The 16,230-nt window shown below is 66.0% G+C and carries 15 protein-coding genes; 4 read left to right on the top strand and 11 right to left on the bottom strand.

The genetic code is table 11. The features are described 5' to 3' along the window. Genes ACWA1Q_RS01600 through ACWA1Q_RS01580 form a run of 5 tightly spaced genes read right to left on the bottom strand, consistent with a single transcriptional unit; the run spans position 1 to position 6,075 of the window. The gene (locus tag ACWA1Q_RS01600) at positions 1 to 753 is read right to left on the bottom strand and encodes a hypothetical protein (RefSeq protein ID WP_463758970.1); all 753 of its coding nucleotides are present in this window, start codon (positions 751 to 753) and stop codon (positions 1 to 3) included. A gap of 50 nt (positions 754 to 803) precedes the next feature. Then, entirely contained in the window at positions 804 to 2,174 is a 1,371-nt protein-coding gene (locus tag ACWA1Q_RS01595) for an FAD-dependent oxidoreductase (RefSeq protein ID WP_463758968.1), read from the bottom strand. A 14-nt stretch (positions 2,175 to 2,188) separates the two neighbouring features. Continuing rightward, positions 2,189 to 3,256 (bottom strand): polyprenyl synthetase family protein, encoded by a 1,068-nt coding sequence (locus ACWA1Q_RS01590; RefSeq protein ID WP_463758966.1) that lies wholly within the window; start codon positions 3,254 to 3,256, stop codon positions 2,189 to 2,191. Positions 3,257 to 3,287: 31 nt separating this feature from the next. After that, positions 3,288 to 4,508, bottom strand: coding sequence for a saccharopine dehydrogenase family protein (locus ACWA1Q_RS01585; RefSeq protein WP_463758964.1), 1,221 nt, complete (start codon positions 4,506 to 4,508; stop codon positions 3,288 to 3,290). A 7-nt stretch (positions 4,509 to 4,515) separates the two neighbouring features. Beyond that, positions 4,516 to 6,075, bottom strand: a complete 1,560-nt coding sequence (locus ACWA1Q_RS01580) for an APC family permease (RefSeq protein ID WP_463758963.1) — start codon at positions 6,073 to 6,075, stop codon at positions 4,516 to 4,518. A gap of 151 nt (positions 6,076 to 6,226) precedes the next feature. Here ACWA1Q_RS01580 and ACWA1Q_RS01575 point away from each other — a divergent pair, with 151 nt between their 5' ends. Beyond that, positions 6,227 to 6,643, top strand: a complete 417-nt coding sequence (locus ACWA1Q_RS01575) for a VOC family protein (RefSeq protein ID WP_463758961.1) — start codon at positions 6,227 to 6,229, stop codon at positions 6,641 to 6,643. A gap of 113 nt (positions 6,644 to 6,756) precedes the next feature. On the opposite strand, the gene ACWA1Q_RS01570 is transcribed toward ACWA1Q_RS01575, so the two are convergent. Continuing rightward, a complete protein-coding gene (locus ACWA1Q_RS01570; RefSeq protein ID WP_463758960.1) occupies positions 6,757 to 7,599 on the bottom strand; it encodes a pentapeptide repeat-containing protein in 843 nt (280 codons plus the stop codon). A 200-nt stretch (positions 7,600 to 7,799) separates the two neighbouring features. On the opposite strand from ACWA1Q_RS01570, the gene ACWA1Q_RS01565 reads away from it, so the two are divergent. Continuing rightward, positions 7,800 to 9,602, top strand: coding sequence for a thiamine pyrophosphate-requiring protein (locus tag ACWA1Q_RS01565; RefSeq protein WP_463758959.1), 1,803 nt, complete (start codon positions 7,800 to 7,802; stop codon positions 9,600 to 9,602). A gap of 31 nt (positions 9,603 to 9,633) precedes the next feature. On the opposite strand, the gene ACWA1Q_RS01560 is transcribed toward ACWA1Q_RS01565, so the two are convergent. Next, on the bottom strand, positions 9,634 to 10,341 hold the full coding sequence (locus ACWA1Q_RS01560; RefSeq protein ID WP_463758957.1) for a demethylmenaquinone methyltransferase: 708 nt from the start codon (positions 10,339 to 10,341) through the stop codon (positions 9,634 to 9,636). A gap of 66 nt (positions 10,342 to 10,407) precedes the next feature. Here ACWA1Q_RS01560 and ACWA1Q_RS01555 point away from each other — a divergent pair, with 66 nt between their 5' ends. Beyond that, positions 10,408 to 11,664, top strand: a complete 1,257-nt coding sequence (locus ACWA1Q_RS01555) for an isochorismate synthase (protein ID WP_463758955.1) — start codon at positions 10,408 to 10,410, stop codon at positions 11,662 to 11,664. A 28-nt stretch (positions 11,665 to 11,692) separates the two neighbouring features. Here the strand turns inward: ACWA1Q_RS01555 and ACWA1Q_RS01550 are convergent, their stop codons facing one another. The 3 genes from ACWA1Q_RS01550 to ACWA1Q_RS01540 all read right to left on the bottom strand — a co-directional run bounded on the left by ACWA1Q_RS01550 (position 11,693) and on the right by ACWA1Q_RS01540 (position 14,718). Beyond that, a complete protein-coding gene (locus ACWA1Q_RS01550; RefSeq protein WP_463758953.1) occupies positions 11,693 to 12,559 on the bottom strand; it encodes a PPK2 family polyphosphate kinase in 867 nt (288 codons plus the stop codon). A gap of 61 nt (positions 12,560 to 12,620) precedes the next feature. Next, on the bottom strand, positions 12,621 to 14,309 hold the full coding sequence (menD, locus tag ACWA1Q_RS01545) for a 2-succinyl-5-enolpyruvyl-6-hydroxy-3-cyclohexene-1-carboxylic-acid synthase (protein ID WP_463758951.1): 1,689 nt from the start codon (positions 14,307 to 14,309) through the stop codon (positions 12,621 to 12,623). After that, positions 14,302 to 14,718 (bottom strand): PLDc N-terminal domain-containing protein, encoded by a 417-nt coding sequence (locus ACWA1Q_RS01540; protein WP_463758949.1) that lies wholly within the window; start codon positions 14,716 to 14,718, stop codon positions 14,302 to 14,304. Before ACWA1Q_RS01540 ends, menD begins: the two co-directional genes overlap by 8 nt. A 92-nt stretch (positions 14,719 to 14,810) precedes the next feature. On the opposite strand from ACWA1Q_RS01540, the gene ACWA1Q_RS01535 reads away from it, so the two are divergent. Continuing rightward, positions 14,811 to 15,098, top strand: coding sequence for a DUF4229 domain-containing protein (locus tag ACWA1Q_RS01535; RefSeq protein ID WP_463758947.1), 288 nt, complete (start codon positions 14,811 to 14,813; stop codon positions 15,096 to 15,098). A gap of 18 nt (positions 15,099 to 15,116) precedes the next feature. On the opposite strand, the gene ACWA1Q_RS01530 is transcribed toward ACWA1Q_RS01535, so the two are convergent. Continuing rightward, positions 15,117 to 16,106: a 1,4-dihydroxy-2-naphthoate polyprenyltransferase gene (locus ACWA1Q_RS01530; protein ID WP_463758946.1), complete on the bottom strand. Its 990-nt coding sequence runs from the start codon at positions 16,104 to 16,106 to the stop codon at positions 15,117 to 15,119. Positions 16,107 to 16,230 lie beyond the last annotated feature (124 nt).

Genomic DNA, 16,230 nt, shown 5'->3' with positions numbered 1-16,230 from the left:
CTACGCCTGGGGCGGGAGGGGAGGCTGCTGCTGCCCGAAGTTCTGCGGCTCGCCCGGCTGCTGCGGGTAGCCCTGGGGCGCCTGCTGCGGCGCCGGCTGCTGCTGCTGCTGCTGCTGCTGCTGCTGCGGGTAGCTCTGGGGCTGGGCGCCCTGGGGCTGAGCACTTTGGGGCGCAGGGTGACCGTAGGCCTGCTGGCTCGCGGCCTGTGGCGCATGTTGGCGGGGCGGGAGCAACCGGGCGATGAGGACGCCGAGCGCGAAGAGGCTGCCGTAGACGAGCCCGGTCGAAATCGACCCGACGATACCTGAGCTCACGATCGACTGGACGAGGTACTCGCCTCCGGTGACGACGGACCAGATGAAGTTGATCACGAGAAGCGCGGCAGCACCGACGGCTGCGGCGATGGCGAGCTTTTTGAGCAGGTCGACCGCTGAGGCCGCCTTCGCGAGCGAAGCGATGTAGAGGGCGCTCACCGCGGCACCCGCGACGAAGACGACCGCGATGAAGATGCTCCAGAACGTGCCGAACAGGATTTCAGCACGGAATCCGTAGACGGACCTGCTGATGATCGAGAGGATGCTCGCGACCACGGCGTATCCGACCACCACGGCACCCCCGAACATCACCTGCCGCAGTACGGACTTATCGAGCGGAGGCCGCTGCGACTGCTGCTGCTGCTGCTGCTGCGGGTAACCCGCTGGGGCTCCCGTCGGCTGGCCGTACGGGGTCTGGGGATTCGCTGGGTTCGACATGGTCCCCACCCTATCGGGCGGGAACACATCGACCCATGGGGAGATCTGCCCTAAACCGTCGCTGTCTCGTTGCGCGAGATCGACACCATGTCCTCGCGGGGAACGACCTTCACGCGAGCGCGACCGTGCGGTGCGCCGAGTGAGATCTCGTGCTGGTCGAGGTTGTGCCACCCGTCGACGTCGGTGTACTTCACACCGCGGGACTCGAGGAGTTCGACGACCGATTCCTCGGACGGCGACTCAGGAGCCCACCAACTGCCTTCACCGTTGATGACGTGGCGAATTGTTTCCATGGCATCCGATTTGGTGTGCCCAATCAGGCCGACGGGGCCGCGCTTGATCCAGCCGGTGGCGTACACACCGGGAACCACATCGTTGCTGCCCTTCTTCAGGGCGACACCCTCGCGGTTCGGGATGACGCCGTGCTTCTTGTCGAACGGGATGCCCTCGAGCGGCGACCCGAAATACCCGACAGCCCGGTAGAGCGCCTGGACCGGGACCTCGCGGATCTCGCCCGTCCCGACGACGCCACCCTCGGCATCCGGTCGGGTGCGTTCGTAACGGAACGCGGCGACGCGGCCGTTCTCGTCGCCGACGACCTCGAGCGGTTTCGCGTAGAAGTGCAAGTGAAGACGGCGAGAGGCGGTACCTGCGGGTCGCTGGCGCCACTTCTGCAGGATCTTGTCGATCACCATCACCTGCTTGTTGCTCGCGATGGCGGTCTTCGATGCTTCGTCATAGTCGAAGTCCTCGTCGTAGAGCACCATGTCGACGTCGTTGAGTTCGCCGAGTTCCCGCAGCTCGAGCGGGGTGAACTTGACCTGGGCCGGCCCGCGGCGGCCGAACACGTGAACGTCGGTGACCGGGGAGGCCTTCAGGCCCTCGTACACGTTCTCGGGGATCTCCGTGGAGAGAAGATCGTCGGCGTGCTTCGCGAGCATGCGGGACACGTCGAGCGCGACGTTACCGTTGCCGATGACGGCGACTGACTGAGCTTCGAGCGGCCACTCGCGCGGCACATCGGGGTGGCCGTCGAACCAGCTCACGAAGTCGGCGGCACCGTAGGAGCCCTCGAGTTCGACGCCGGGGATGTTGAGGGGAGCGTCGCGGACGGCTCCGGTCGCGAAGATAACGGCGTGGTAGTGACGCTTGAGGTCCTCGAGGGTGAGGTCGGTGCCGAAGTCCACGTTGCCGAAGACGCGGATGTCACCGCGGTCGAGCACCTCACGGAGTGCGTTGATGATGCCCTTGATGCGCGGGTGGTCCGGAGCTACTCCGTACCGAACGAGTCCGTACGGCGCGGGGAGGCGGTCGAACAGGTCGATCGATACCTCGAACTTGCGCTCCGCTTTGAGGAGGATGTCCGCAGCGTAAATTCCTGCGGGTCCGGCGCCGACAATCGCGACTCTCAGTTTGGTCATCTGCGTCTGGTTCCTTACTTGCTGCGGTCGACGATCGTCTCCGCGAATCGTGTCAATGCCTGCTTCACGGGGCCGTCCGGCAACGGCTCGAGAGCCGCGACGGCGTCTGCAGCCCAGCGGTGTGCTTCAGCGAGGGTACGGGTGGTTACGGGGTGCTGTCGAAGTTCAGTGATCGCGGCGGTGAAATCGACGGATGCTTCACCATCGGTTCCGCCCGCTGCTTCCGCCTCGATGCGGCCCAGGAGCGCGGCTGCATCGTCGTCCGTTTCGGCAAGAACGCGGAGGTGAATGAGCGGCAGGGTCGCGACGCCGGCGCGGAGGTCGGTGCCAGGCACCTTGCCGGTTTCCTCGGGCTGCGGCGACAGGTCGATGACGTCGTCGATGAGCTGGAACGCAACACCGATCTTCTCGCCGTACTCGACGACGGCGGGCTCGTACGATTCGTCGGCGCCGGAGAAGATGACTCCGGCCTGCGCGGCTGCGGCGATGAGCGAGCCGGTCTTGTCTGCGAGCACCTGGAGGTAGTGCGCTTCTTCGTTCTCGCCGTCCCTGGGGCCAACGGTCTCGTGGAGTTGGCCGAGGACGAGACGTTCGAATGTGTTGGACTGCAGCTTGATCGCTCGCTCTCCGAGCCCGGCCATGAGCTGGCTGGCGCGGGCGAACAGCAGGTCGCCCGTGAGGATGGCGACCGAGTTGCCGAAGACGGCGTGCGCGCTCGGCACACCGCGCCTGCGGTCGGCGTCGTCCATGACGTCGTCGTGGTAGAGCGAGGCGAGGTGGGTGATTTCGATCGCTTCGGCCGCGGTGATCACGTCGACGGTGTTGCCGCCGCCGAGTTGAGCGGTGAGAAGGATGAGCATGGGCCGCACGCGCTTGCCGCCGGCCTCGAGGAGGTACCGGGTGGACGCATCGGCGATCGTGTCGGCGAACATCAGCTCCGTGTCGAGCCCGCGTTCGATCTGCTCGAGGCCGTCGTCGACGGCCGCGAGCAGTTGCCTGGTTTTAGGCGAGGCGAAGATGCGGTCGGTTGAGCCCAGGTGGCTGGACAGACTCGTGGCACGCCGCGTGGCACTCGGATTCACGTGTCTAGCCTACCCGTGCCCGGCTGAGAGATTATTTCTCCTCGATACCCCAGGGGGAACCGTAGCCGCGCGGAGTATCCGCTGCCAGCAAATCGAGGAACGGTCGGGCGTCGAACGCCTCGGGGCCGAGCACGCCGGCGCCTGTCCAGACGCCGGTTGCGAGCAGTTCGAGTGCGATCACGGGGTTGAGTGCGGTCTGCCAGACCACCGCCTGTGACCCGTACTCCGCCATCGTCCGTTCGTTGTCTGCCACGTGGTAGAGGTAGGTGGAGCGGGGCTTGCCGTCCTTGCCAGTGCCCCGGACCCACACCCCGGCGCACGTTTTACCGTGCATGCGGTCGCCGAGGGTCGCCGGGTCAGGGAGTCCGGCCGCGACGACGTCGCGGGGAGCGACCTGGACGCCCTTCACCGTGAGCGGCTCGGTCTTGTCGAGCCCGAGGGTGTGGAGCACCTTGAGCACGTTGATGAATTCATCGCCGAGCCCATACTTGAAGGTGACCCGCTTTGCTTTCGTCCACCGCGGCATGAGCAGGACTTCTTCGTGTTCGACGTTGACGCACTCGACGGGTCCGATGCCCTCGGGAAAGTCGAAGACCTCCGGTTCACTGAACGGGGGCGTCGTGTACCAGCCGCGGTCTTTCTCGAAAATCACCGGCGGATTGAGGCACTCCTCGATCGTTGTCCAGATCGAGAACGACGGGGCGAAGTCGTAACCGTCGACCGTGAGGTTGGCTCCGTCGCGGACGCCGAGTTCGTCGATCTCGGAGAATAGTTCGTCTTCGGCATAGCGCGCGAACACGTCGCTGAGTCCGGGCTCGACGCCGATCCCGACCAGGGCGAGCCGACCGGCATCCGCCCATTTTTCTGCCTGGGCGAACTGCTCATCGCCGAGCTTCACACCGGGGAGTTCGTGCGGTTTCTCGGGATGCGGTCGAGACAGGCTCATCGCCATGTCGAGGTACACGGCGCCGGCGGCGAAACAGCCGTCGAAGATCGGCATCACGAAGCGTGGGTCGACGGCGTTGAGCACATGGCTGATGTCGTGCTCCCGGATGAGGCTCGCGACGGCGTCGCTGTTGGAGGCGTCGACCTGTGCGGCAACAAGGCGATCGTCGGCGATGTCATCGACGAGCGCCTGGGGCCTGGCCGGGTCGTAGTCGGCGAGGACGAGCGTGTCGAAGAAGTCGCGACGGACGGCGATGCGAACGGCGGCTGAACCGACTCCCCCGCTGCCGAGGATCAGAATGCGCATGGGTTCCTTAGGTCAGCCCGCCGTCGACCGAACGGCCGTAGGTCTCGGGGGTCTCCGGCACGAGCACGGCGGTGTCACGGTTGAGGCTCTCGCCACGGAAGAACGGTTTCGAGTTCGGGCGGGTCCACCAGATCAGCATGAGGACGACGCCGAACGCGAGAGCCCCAACACCGACGACGAAGGTACCGCCGATGCCGAAGAGCACCGTGTAGCCGTAGTCGACGTCGTACATGTCGATGCAGGACTGGATGAACGCGTAGCCGAGCATCAGGCCGCCGAGAAGCGGGAACAGCCCCTTGAAGAAGAAGTCCCGTGCTGAGTTGAAGAGGTCTTTACGGAAGTACCAGACGCAGGCGAAACCGGTGATGCCGTAGTAGAAGGCGATCGCGAGACCGAGCGACAGGATCGAGTCGGCAAGGATGTTCTCCGAGATGAAGGTCATGCCGACGTAATAGACGATGGCGACGGTTCCCATGACGAGGGTCGAGAACGACGGGGTGTGATACTTCGAATGCACGGTGGCGAACCGGCGGGGAAGCGCCTTGTATGCCGCCATCGAGAGGGTGCCGCGAGCGGTGGGAAGGATCGTCGTCTGGGTCGACGACACCGCCGAGACGAGGACCGCGACGACAAGGATCCAGGCCCACGGGCCGAGGACGAGATCTTTCAGGGCAAGGAACACATCGGTCGCGTTGTCCTCGTTGCCGAGACCCGCGCCATCCGTTCCGAGTCCCGCGTACGACATCGCGGCGACCGCGACGCCAACGTAGGTGACGAGGAGGACGACCGTGGTCACGAGGGCGGCGAGGCCGGGGATGCGCTTCGGGTCCCTCGTTTCTTCGTTGAGAGCAAGGCAGGTGTCCCAGCCCCAGTAGATGAAGAGAGCCAGGAGCACAGCCTCGATGAAGCCCGAGTAGTCGGTGAAGGCGAGCGGGTTGAACCAGTCGAGCGAGACCGGGGTGGGGTTCGGTGCTGTGCCGTTCGCGACGTGGACGAACGCGACAATGACGAACAGGGCGAGGGCGATGTATTGCACGGCGAGGAGGATGTTCTGCATCCGCTCACCGAACTCGACGCCGCGGTAGCTCACCCAGGTCATGAGGGCGATGAAGAGCACGCCGGTCGCCGTGACGAGGGGAACGTTGGAGGCGAGCGATCCGTCTCCGACAAGGAGCCAGAGGTACTGGCCACCGATCTGGGCGAGGTTTGCCAGAACGACCATACCGGCGACGGCGACGCCCCAGCCGCCCATCCAGCCGACGAATGGACCGAACGCCTTGGTGCCCCACGTGAATGTGGTGCCGCAGTCGGGCACGGCCCGGTTGAGCTCGCGGTAGGCGAAGGCGATGAAGAGCATCGGGATGAACGCAACGATGAACGCAATCGGGGCCTGCGCTCCGACCGCGAGCACGACGAAACCGAGGGTCGCCACGAGCGAGTAGACCGGAGCGGTCGACGCGAGCCCGATGACCACCGAGCCCCAGAGGCCGAGGGTGCCCGCCGCTAGTCCTTTTCCTGAGCCGCCTGATGCGGCCGGACGCGAGGCATCCGTCGACTGGAATGTCATGCCCGAAAGCTACTGCCGGGTTCTTTCGACTGTCAATGCCCTCAGTCGGGGTGGTTCCGTGCACGTTGACGGATACCGTCAAGCGGCGGATCATGGATCATCGTTGGGCTGAAAACGAAAGAAACCGGGAGCGAAGATGATCTTGAGAGGCATGGCCACCGTCAGCTATTTCGCCGACGACATCGACGCGGCGCGGGAGTGGTACTCGAAGCTCCTGGGCGTCGAGCCCTATTTTGTTCGCCCGGAGGTCGGGCCGGCGGCATACATCGAGTACCGCATCGGCGACTACGAGCACGAGCTCGGCATCATCGACCGCCGCTACTCACCACACGCGGCCGTGACCGATCCGGCGGGTGCTGTCGTGTTCTGGCACGTCGACGACATCGAGGAGACGGTTGCGAAGCTGCTCGCACTCGGCGCACGGGAACACGAGCCGATCACTCCCCGGGAGGCCGGCTTCGTGACAGCGTCGGTCGTCGACCCGTTCGGGAACATCCTGGGCGTGATGCAGAATCCGCACTATCAGGAGATCCTCGAACTCCGCAGCGGCTCGATGCTGGGTGAGTGAATGGTGAGCCGCGGGCGCCTTGTTTTCACTCACTCCGGTCGAATTCATTCGGCGTAGCGGGTGAATAGGACCGTGACGGGTGAAAACGCGAACGGACGCCGCGTTGACGCCCGTCAGCGACGCCAGTGCGATGGTCGCGACACCGATTCGGGGAGCAGCGTCGAGGCATCACCCTGGGCCGCATTCACCTGGAACTGGGTGAGAAACAAGGCCTCCGACAGCTTCGCGCCGCCGAGTTCCGCGTCGCGGAAGTCCGCCCCGAGCACATCCGCGTGTGACAGATTCACCGAACGAAGGTCCGCCCCAATCAGCCAGGCACCGCGGAGATTCGCTCCGCGCAGATCCTGCCCGGCCAGGTGTGCCCCGAACAGTTCTGCTCCAGGGCGCGGACGACGGGCATCCGGCGACAGCTGGGCGCCGCCACGCACGAGTTCACTGACCTGGGACAGCAAGGGTCCGAGCGTCTGCCGCAGCCCGTCGATGTCTGCCTCGGCGATGTTCTCGGGGGAAGCCCTGGTCAGCGCCTCGATGTCGGCGTACGCCTGCTCCAGTTCGTCGCGAACAGGCGCAGCCTCCGCACGGGATGATGCATCGTCGAGATACACCAGGAGTTCCTGGAGCTGACGGACGAGCGGGAAGGTGGCGAACATTTTCGCCCGGACCTCGGGGTCGTCGCGCCAACTCGCTCCACCGAAGGTGTGCTGCGTCACCTTCTGGCCGGCACCGAAGCAGTCGAAGACGGTGCACCCCTTGAACCCGCGTTGACGCAGTTCCGGGTGGATGACACACAAATAGCCGTCGTCGAGGTTGACGCAGGGTTCACCCGCGTCCTTCGTGAAGGCGAAGTCAGCGGAGCGCGCGAAAGCCAGCGCGACGCAGCAGAGCCCGACGCAATTGGAGCAGTCGGCGCGCAGGCCGTCGCGGCGATGAACCGGGGTCATCGGGATCAGTTCCATGGCGCACCTCCCTGCTGCACTTCAGTCTGCCATCGGAGCTGCGCCCATTGTCCTATCGCTGGCGTGAAGATGAGCGGATGCCGGTGGCTGAGGAACGGCGGATAGTGGCACGGATGCGGCGCCGGAACAACGGCTGGCGGATCGTTCTCCCAGCGGTGAGCCTGTAATCGGAACAGCATCCGGCGAGAAGGGACGAACTCATGGCGGAACGCAACGTTTCCGATGCTCTCGTGGAACGGCTCGGCACGTGGGGTGTCGACCGCATCTTCGGTTACAGCGGCGACGGCATCAACGGACTCATGGAGGCACTGCAGCGAGCCGGCAACCAGCCGAGATTCATTCAGGCGCGGCACGAGGAGTGGGCCGCGTTCATGGCTGTCGGCCACGCGAAGTACACGGGTGAGGTGGGTGTCGTCACCTCGACGCAGGGTCCGGGAGCGGTGCACCTCCTGAATGGGCTCTACGACGCAAAGCTCGACAGCGTTCCGGTGGTCGCGATCGTCGGGCAGCAGGCCACGAGCGTGCTCGGCTCCGGCTACATGCAGGAGATCAACCTCCCGGCGCTGTTCGCCAACGTCGCGAGTTTCGTTCAGAGTGTCGTGAGTGCCGAGCAGATACCCATGGTGATCGACCGTGCCTTTCGGTCCGCGCTCGCCAACCGGGCGCCGGCCGTCGTCATCGTGCCCCATGACATCCAGAAAGAGCCCGCTCCGGAACTGGAGCACGAGCACGGGATCGTTCACACCGCCTCGGAATACCGAGCTCCGCGCGTTCTGCCCCACGTCGACGACCTCGCCGCGGCGGCCGAGGTGCTCGCGGCCGGCCAGCGGGTGGCGCTTCTCGTCGGGCAGGGCGCGATGAGGGCCCAGGACGAAGTCGTCGCGATCGCGGATGCTCTTGGTGCGGGTATCGCGACGAGCCTCCTCGGCAAACCGTTCGTCGACGAGTTCCTCCCGAACGCCGTCGGCACTATGGGTCACCTGGGCACGACGTCGAGCGCTTTTCTCCTCGACACGTGCGACACCCTGCTGATCGTCGGCTCGAACGACCCCTGGACGGAGTTCTACCCCGCTCCAGGGCAAGCTCGGGCGGTGCAGATCGATATCGACGGGCAGGTCGTCGGCAACCGATACCCGGTCGAGGTGGGTCTCGTCGGGGATGCCGCGATGACGCTCGGCGCGCTGCTTCCCCGCATCGCGGAACTCGCAGAGAAGCACCCGAGGTCGGGGAAGTGGCGCGAGGCGGTCGAAGAATCGGTGCGCCGCTGGCGAAGGGTTGCTGACCAACGGGCGGGCGTTCCTGCGATTCCCGTCAATCCCGAACGTGTTCTCGCCGAGCTTGGCCCGGTACTCCCGAATGATTCATTCCTCGCGCTCGACGTCGGCAGTGTCGTGTACTGGTACGCCAGACAACTCCGCCTGCCGAGGGGAGTCGTCGCCCAGGTCTCGGGAACCCTCGCCTCCATGGGTTGCGGGGTTCCATACGGCATCGCCGGAAAGCTGGCCGCACCGGACCGGCCGATGGTGGTGCTCTCCGGTGACGGTGGCTTCCAGATGAGCGGGGTGACCGAGTTGATCACGCTCAGCCAGCTGTGGACCGAGTGGGAGGACCCCCGCTTCATCGTCTGTGTGCTGAACAACGGCGACCTCGCGGAGGTCAGCTGGGAGCAGCGGGAGATGGAGGGCGGGCCACGGTTCGACGAGAGCCAGGACCTGCCAAGATTCCCCGCTGCCGAGTATGCCGAACTTCTCGGACTGAACGGGGAGCGCGTCGATGACCCCGATGAACTCGCAAACGCGTGGGCTCGTGCGTTCGAGTCGGACCGGCCATACGTTCTCGAAGTCATGACCGATGCGTCGATCCCCCTTCTGCCCCCGTTCCCGGCGGGCAAGGAGAAGCTGAAGCAGATGCGGGCGGCGCTCGACCAAGAAGGTGAGTCAGGCAAACACGCCAAGGGCCTGCTCGACACGTACGCGTCCCACGAGGACTCCGACCACGCCTGATCGCGGCGTCCAGCCCCCCCGCGATAGCGCTCTAGACGCGGGGCTTCGTGCCCCGGTGCAGCGCGACGATTCCGCCGGTGAGGTTTCTGAACTTCACTTCGGTCCAGCCGGCACCGCGCAGCCAGGAAGCGAGCTCCGCCTGCGCCGGCCACGCCTGAATGGACTCGTTGAGGTAGTCGTAAGCGTCGGGGTTCGAGCTCGATACCTTCACCAGGAGCGGCGTGACGCGCTGCAGGTAGAAGTCGTAGAGCCCCTTCATCACCGGGTTCGGCGGGGTGGAGAACTCGCAGATCACGATGCGGCCGCCGGGCTTGGTCACCCGGAACATCTCGGCGATCGCCTTCTTCGGCTCGACGACGTTGCGGAGCCCGAACGAGATGGTGGTCGCGTCGAACTCGTCGTCGGTGAACGGGAGATCCGTGGCATCCGCTTCGACGAACTGCATGTTGCGGACCCGACCGTACTTCTCGCGGCCGACCTCGATCATGCCAGGCGAGAAGTCCGCGGCGATGACCGTCGCGCCCGACTTCGCGATCGAAGCGCTCGACGTTCCGGTACCTGCAGCGAGGTCGAGGATGCGGTCGCCGGGGTGCGGGTCGATTGCCTTGGTCGTCGCTACCCGCCAGAGCATGTCGTTGCCGACGCTCATGACGGTGTTGGTGCGGTCGTAGTGGGTCGAAACCTGGTCGAACATGGCGGAGACCTGCGACGGTTGCTTGGAGAGATCTGCCTTGTTCATTCCCCCAGTGTACGTCCGGGCCGTGGCCCTCGGCTGAACCGCAGAGAGCGGGCGTACGCTGGGTGAGTGACTTCACCCGGCACACTTCCCACCGCCACCCAGCGGCTCGTCGTCGAGACCCAACAGGTCGACGACACCCGCTCACTCCTCACACTTGTCGACCCTCAACGCCCTCTGCTGTGGCTCCGGAAGGGCTGCGGACTCGCGGGAATCGGCGAGGCCATCCGTCTCGAGTTCTCAGGTCCCGACCGCATGCGCGACGCTGCCGCCGTCTGGCGCGACATCGCCGCGGCTGCAACGGTTGACGACCCGCTTCGGATGCCGGGGACCGGCCTGGTCGCGTTCGGCACGTTCGCGTTCGACGACTCGTCCGCGCAGATCAGTGCGCTTCTCGTGCCGCAGGTCGTTCTCGGCCGACGCGACGGGGTCTCGTGGATCACCCGCATAAGGCTGGATGCCACGGCGTCGGATGAAACCGACTCGCTCGCGACCGCCTTCGGACCCGCTTATCGGCTCACCCTCAGGCCAGGCGCTGAGCCGCCCGAGAGTTTCCAGGCGCACGTCGCTCAGGCCATCGACCGCGTCCTCGCCGGCGATCTCAGCAAGGTGGTGCTGTCCCGCGACCTCACCGGGCGCATCCCCGCCGACGCCGACTTGCGCCGCGTCGTCTCGGACCTCGCCGTCGGATACCCGGACTGCTGGACCTTCGCGGTCGACGGCCTCCTCGGCTCCAGCCCGGAGACCCTCGTCAGTGTGCAGGACGGCTCCGTCACGGCTCGCGTCCTCGCCGGAACAGCCTCGCGGGGTGCGGATGCCGCCTCCGACCAGCAGGCTGCCGTCGACCTCGCGACGAGCACCAAGGATCAGGACGAGCACCAGTTCGCCGTGCAGAGCGTGCTCGCGTCGCTGCGCCCGCACACCTCCCACGTGCTCACGAGCGAAATCCCGTTCACGCTCAAATTGCCCAACCTCTGGCACCTCGCCACCGATGTGGAAGGCACGCTCACCGACAACGCGACCTCGCTCGACCTCATCGACGCGCTGCATCCGACCGCTGCCGTTGCGGGGTCGCCGACGCCTGCTGCCGTCGCCCTGATCGCGGAACTCGAGCCGTTCGACCGGGGCCGCTATGCCGGACCGGTCGGCTGGGTCGGAGCCGACGGCGACGGTGAGTGGGCGATCGCGCTCCGCTGCGCCCAGGTCGATCCGGATGGCACGGTTACCGCGTATGCAGGTGGCGGGATCGTCGCCGAGTCCGTTCCGGAGAAGGAACTCGCCGAGACACGGATGAAGTTCCGCCCGATCGTCGACGCCTTCGGCTGAGCCGCCGAGCCGCGCTGTTGGCGCGCCATCACGTTGCCGCGAGCCGCTTCTTCTGCTCCTCGACGTCGAAGTCGGCTGCCGGCCACTGCGGATCGATCGCAATGAGTGCGTCGAGCAGGAGCCGCTGAACGGCGATGCGCGCGTACCATTTCTTGTTCGCGGGAACCACGTGCCACGGCGCCGCCTCACTCGACGTGCGCTCGAACACCTTCTGGTACGCCTCCTGGTACGCGGGCCACTGCTGGCGCTCGTCGATGTCGCCCGGGTTGAACTTCCAGTACTTGTCGGGGCGATCGAGCCGTTCAGCGAGTCGGGATTTCTGCTCGTCCGAGCTAATGTGCAGCATCACCTTCACCATACGGATGCCACGGGCCGCCAGCTCCGTTTCGAACTCGACGATCGCGTCGAACCGGCGCTCGATCTCCGTGTCATCGGCAAGAGACCGCACCCGGGCGATCAGCACGTCTTCGTAGTGCGACCGGTCGAACACTCCGATCAGGCCAGGCCCCGGCACCTCCTTCTCGATCCGCCAGAGGAAGTCGTGCGCCAATTCCTCCTTGGTCGGCGACTTGAACGCGGCGAGGGCAACGCCCTGCGGGTCGACCGAGCCGACGACGTGGCGGACGATCCCGCCCTTGCCAGCGGTATCCATCGCCTGCAGAACGAGGAGGACCGCATCCGTCGCCCCGCCCTTCGACGCCGCGAACAGGCGTTCCTGCACCTCTCCGAGGGCGTCAGCAGCTCGGACCAGTTCCGCCTTGCCCTCTGCCTTACCTCCGACGAAACCCGGGGTCGAATCCGGGTCGAGGTCTGCGAGCACGAAACCGGGTTCGGCTCGCAGCGTGGTCAACGGTTCGGCGGTCCAGGCGGAGGCTTGCTTCTTCGATGAACTCATCTGCACAGTGTGACCGCGATACGGCGGCTCCTCAAGAGCTTGCGCATCGACGACGCATCCGTCAGCGGGTGAGCGGAACCTCGATGAGAACCCCGGATGCCACGGGCGCGGTGAGCGCCTGATCCAGCTCCCCGCGGGTGGTCGCTTTCAGGTACGTCCAGCCATACGCGCCAGCGAGGGCAGCGAGGTCCACCCGCTGCGGGGTGTAGAGCACCCGATCGAAATCGGCGCCATCGGTGGACTCGGCAACCTCGAGCCCGTCGAAGATCGTGCCTCCGCCGTCATTGCCGACGATGACCTGGATCCGTGGCACCGTCTCACCCATCCCGCCGAGCAGGGCGCCGATGTCGTGAAGGAGGGTGAGGTCGCCGAGCAGCACGCGCGTGATGCCGGCGCCGTCGACCTGGCTTGCGAGAGCGATGCCGAGTGCGGTCGACACCGTCCCGTCGATACCAGCGAGGCCGCGGTTGGAGTGCACCCGAATCTTTTTGCCCGGCACGGCTTCGTCGACGTCACGAATGAGGCGGGATGCACCGAGCACGAGCCTGTCGTGTGGCCAGGTGGCGCCCCAGACAGCGAGTGCGAGCATTCGTCGGTCGACGCGGGCGCGAATCGCCTGGAACTCACCCTTGACGTAGCCCAGCCGGGTCGCCGGGTCGTATGAGGATGCCGCTTCGAGATCGGGTGCGACGTCGTGCGACTTATCGTCGGAGATCCGCCGGGACTCCTGCACCCACGAGCTGATCCAGGCCCGGTCGATACTGCCGTCGACAACGTTCACGGCACCGACGACGTGGCTTGCGCGCCGACCGGGGTTGTAGACCTCGTCGCCGGCGGGCGCGACAACAATGACCTCGACGCCGTCGCGGGCGAGCAGCGCAGGCACCTGGCGGCTCAGCGTCGGATGGCCGAACACGACTGCCCGTTCCACCCGGCCACCGAACTCCGGATCGGCGAGCAGCTCGCGGTAGGCGACGACGAGGTTCCGCCCGAATCGGGCGCCACTGGAGACTTCAGCGAGCAGCGGCCAGCCGCCGGCGTGCGCGAGCGATTCAGCGACGGGACCGGCGCCGTGCCCAGCGATCACAATGGTCCGCTTTCCACGCTCGAGCAGCATGCCGGGACGAGTGATGCGGGCGGCACTCGCTTCGGGCCGCGAACCGGGTTCGATTGGGTCGAGCGTGACGAGAGGGGTCGAGAGCGGTTCGCGCATCGACAGGTTCAGGTGAACGGGCCCCGCTCCGGCGGGGCCGATCCCGATCGCGGCGTCGACGGCCACGTGGGCGAGCTCGCGAGCGGATGCCGCGTCATCAGCCGCTCCCATCGGCGCGGGAACGTCGCGGGTGAGTCGCGCGGCAACGCCGAAGAGTCCGGCCTGATGGGTGGTCTGGTTCGAACGGATGCCGCGGAGCTCGTCCGGGCGGTCGGCGGTCAGGAGAAGCAGCGGCACCCCGGAATGGTGAGCTTCGAGCACCGCCGGGTGCAGGTTCGCGACCGCGGTTCCGCTCGTCACGATGACAGCAGCGGGCACGCCGCTTTCGACGGCGAGTCCGAGCGCGAGAAAACCTGCGACGCGCTCATCGATTCGCACATGCAACCGGAGGGAGCCTGCGCGTTCGAGCGCGGCTGCGGCGAGGGCGAGCGCTTGCGATCGCGACCCGGGGCAGACGACGACGTCCTGCACCCCGAGACGCACGAACTCCTCGAGGAGTGCTACCGAAAAGGTGGTTGCCGGACTGGCGTCAGGCATCCGTTCTGCCCGTGTCGTCGGGCGAGTGCCCGGCCGAGCCGTCAGGGCTGTCGTCTGGAGTCGGTGTCGCCTTGCCCGTCACGTCCGGGTCTGGTGCATCCGAGTCGAGCGCCGCGAGTTCATCTTCGAGACGGCGGATGCGCTCGTCCTGGTCGTGGTCGCGACCGAGCGTCCCGATGAAGGCGGGGTCGTCGTCGGGAGCGAGGCGCGGCTTCGCGGCCTGATCGGCACGTGCGCGACCGATCGCGAACCAGAGAACGACGCCAAGCACCGGCAGGAGAAGGATGATGAGGATCCAGGCCGGCTTCTTCAATCCGCGAACCCGGTTCGCGGGAATTAAGGCGCAATCGATCACCGAATAGATCGTCGCAACAACGAGACCGACTATCAGAATGATCCACCAACGCATGCCCCCATCGTAGCCCCGAGTTCTGGGAACTTGCCCCTCGTCGGCCAAGGGGTAGCGGGCTCCCTCCCAGCGTGCATGCCTACACTGGAGTAGTGAAACGCATCCCTCCCGTCGTGTACTACACCGTGCTCCGCCTGCTCACGTTTGCGGTTCCGCTGACCCTTCTTCTCCTGGTCGGGATCGAGCCATGGATTGCGACGATCATCGCTGCCCTCATCGGCCTCAGCGTTTCGTACATCTTCCTCCGCGGCCCGCGCGAAGCGGTCGCCCGTGACCTCTACAACGCCCGCCACGGGTCGAAAGAGACGCATACCGACGCAGCGGCCGAGGATTCGGTGACGGATGTTGCGGCATCCGGCAATTCCGCCAGCGAACGCTGACCTGCCTCCAGCAGGCTCCTACTTCCAGAACGCCCAGAGAAGCGCGGCTCCGAAGAGGAGCTGGACGAGACCGGACAGCTTGAGCGCGAGGATGAACTCTCTCGCGGTGCGAGCGGTCGCGACGATAAGCGCAGCGGGAAGCGCTGCGAGCAGGCCGAAGAGCGCGAACCACGCGATCGGATAAAAGACCGCGAGCCAGACCGCGATGCCAAATGGCGCGAGCAGGCACACGATGTAGAACACCTTGCTCGGCGTCGAGCCGAGCAGAACGGTGAGAGTGCGTTTGCCTGCGGCCTTGTCCTGTTCGATGTCGCGGATGTTGTTGACGACGAGCGTCGCAACCGAGATGAGACCGACGCCGATCGCGCCGAGCCAGGCCTCCTGGTTAAGCGTGAAGGACTGCACGAACGCCGTGCCGAGGGTGGCGACGAGGCCGAAGAACACGAAAACGAACAGTTCACCGAGGGCGTTGTACCCGTACGGCCGCCCGCCGCCGGTGTAGAACCATGCGGCGAGGATCGCGACAGCTCCCACAGCGAGGAGCCACCACTGCGCGGTGATGATCGTGAGGATCAGGCCCGCCACGGCAGCAATGCCGAAGAAGATCAGGGCGACGATGAGCACCGTTTTCGGACGGGCCTTTCCACTGCCGACGAGCCGGAACGGGCCGACCCGGTGCTCGTCTGTGCCACGGATACCATCGGAATAGTCGTTCGCGTAGTTCACGCCGATCTGCAGGCTGACCGCGATGGCGAGGCAGAGCAGTGCGCGCACCCAGTGGAACTCGCCCGGGTTGTTCGCAACGGCGGCGGCTCCGGTGCCGACGAGGACCGGGGAGATCGACATGGAGAGCGTGAAGATCCTGGCACCCGCGACCCAGTCGCCGAATGTGGCCGGACGAACCTGTTCGTAAGGCTTCGCCGCGGGGTTCCCGCTTCTCCCCCGACCCTTCGGCGTGGCGCCGCTCGGCGACTGTGGGGGCGTGAGCCTTTGCTGTTTAGCTGCCACCGGGCAACCTCCCTCTGTTCCGCGAGAAGCTTACCTGCGCTGGCGGGAGCGTCTGTTCTCTCAGAGCAAACAGAGCCGGACTGGACATTTTGAGCGCGATTTCCTACCATTTTTTCAAGAGTTG

This window comes from Mycetocola sp. TRD_SC_2 (genome assembly GCF_055361225.1).
The sequence above is the reverse complement of the archived record's forward strand: the minus strand, read 5'-3'. Positions and strand labels throughout refer to the sequence as shown.

Coding starts and splice junctions, on each gene's coding strand:
- ACWA1Q_RS01570 (WP_463758960.1), bottom strand. CDS start 7,599: ATGGAACTGATCCCGATGACCCCGGTTCATCGCCGCGACGGCCTGCGC.
- ACWA1Q_RS01575 (WP_463758961.1), top strand. CDS start 6,227: ATGGCCACCGTCAGCTATTTCGCCGACGACATCGACGCGGCGCGGGAG.
- ACWA1Q_RS01540 (WP_463758949.1), bottom strand. CDS start 14,718: ATGCGTTGGTGGATCATTCTGATAGTCGGTCTCGTTGTTGCGACGATC.
- ACWA1Q_RS01560 (WP_463758957.1), bottom strand. CDS start 10,341: ATGAACAAGGCAGATCTCTCCAAGCAACCGTCGCAGGTCTCCGCCATG.
- ACWA1Q_RS01595 (WP_463758968.1), bottom strand. CDS start 2,174: ATGACCAAACTGAGAGTCGCGATTGTCGGCGCCGGACCCGCAGGAATT.
- ACWA1Q_RS01565 (WP_463758959.1), top strand. CDS start 7,800: ATGGCGGAACGCAACGTTTCCGATGCTCTCGTGGAACGGCTCGGCACG.
- ACWA1Q_RS01600 (WP_463758970.1), bottom strand. CDS start 753: ATGTCGAACCCAGCGAATCCCCAGACCCCGTACGGCCAGCCGACGGGA.
- ACWA1Q_RS01580 (WP_463758963.1), bottom strand. CDS start 6,075: ATGACATTCCAGTCGACGGATGCCTCGCGTCCGGCCGCATCAGGCGGC.
- ACWA1Q_RS01585 (WP_463758964.1), bottom strand. CDS start 4,508: ATGCGCATTCTGATCCTCGGCAGCGGGGGAGTCGGTTCAGCCGCCGTT.
- ACWA1Q_RS01550 (WP_463758953.1), bottom strand. CDS start 12,559: ATGAGTTCATCGAAGAAGCAAGCCTCCGCCTGGACCGCCGAACCGTTG.
- menD (WP_463758951.1), bottom strand. CDS start 14,309: ATGCCTGACGCCAGTCCGGCAACCACCTTTTCGGTAGCACTCCTCGAG.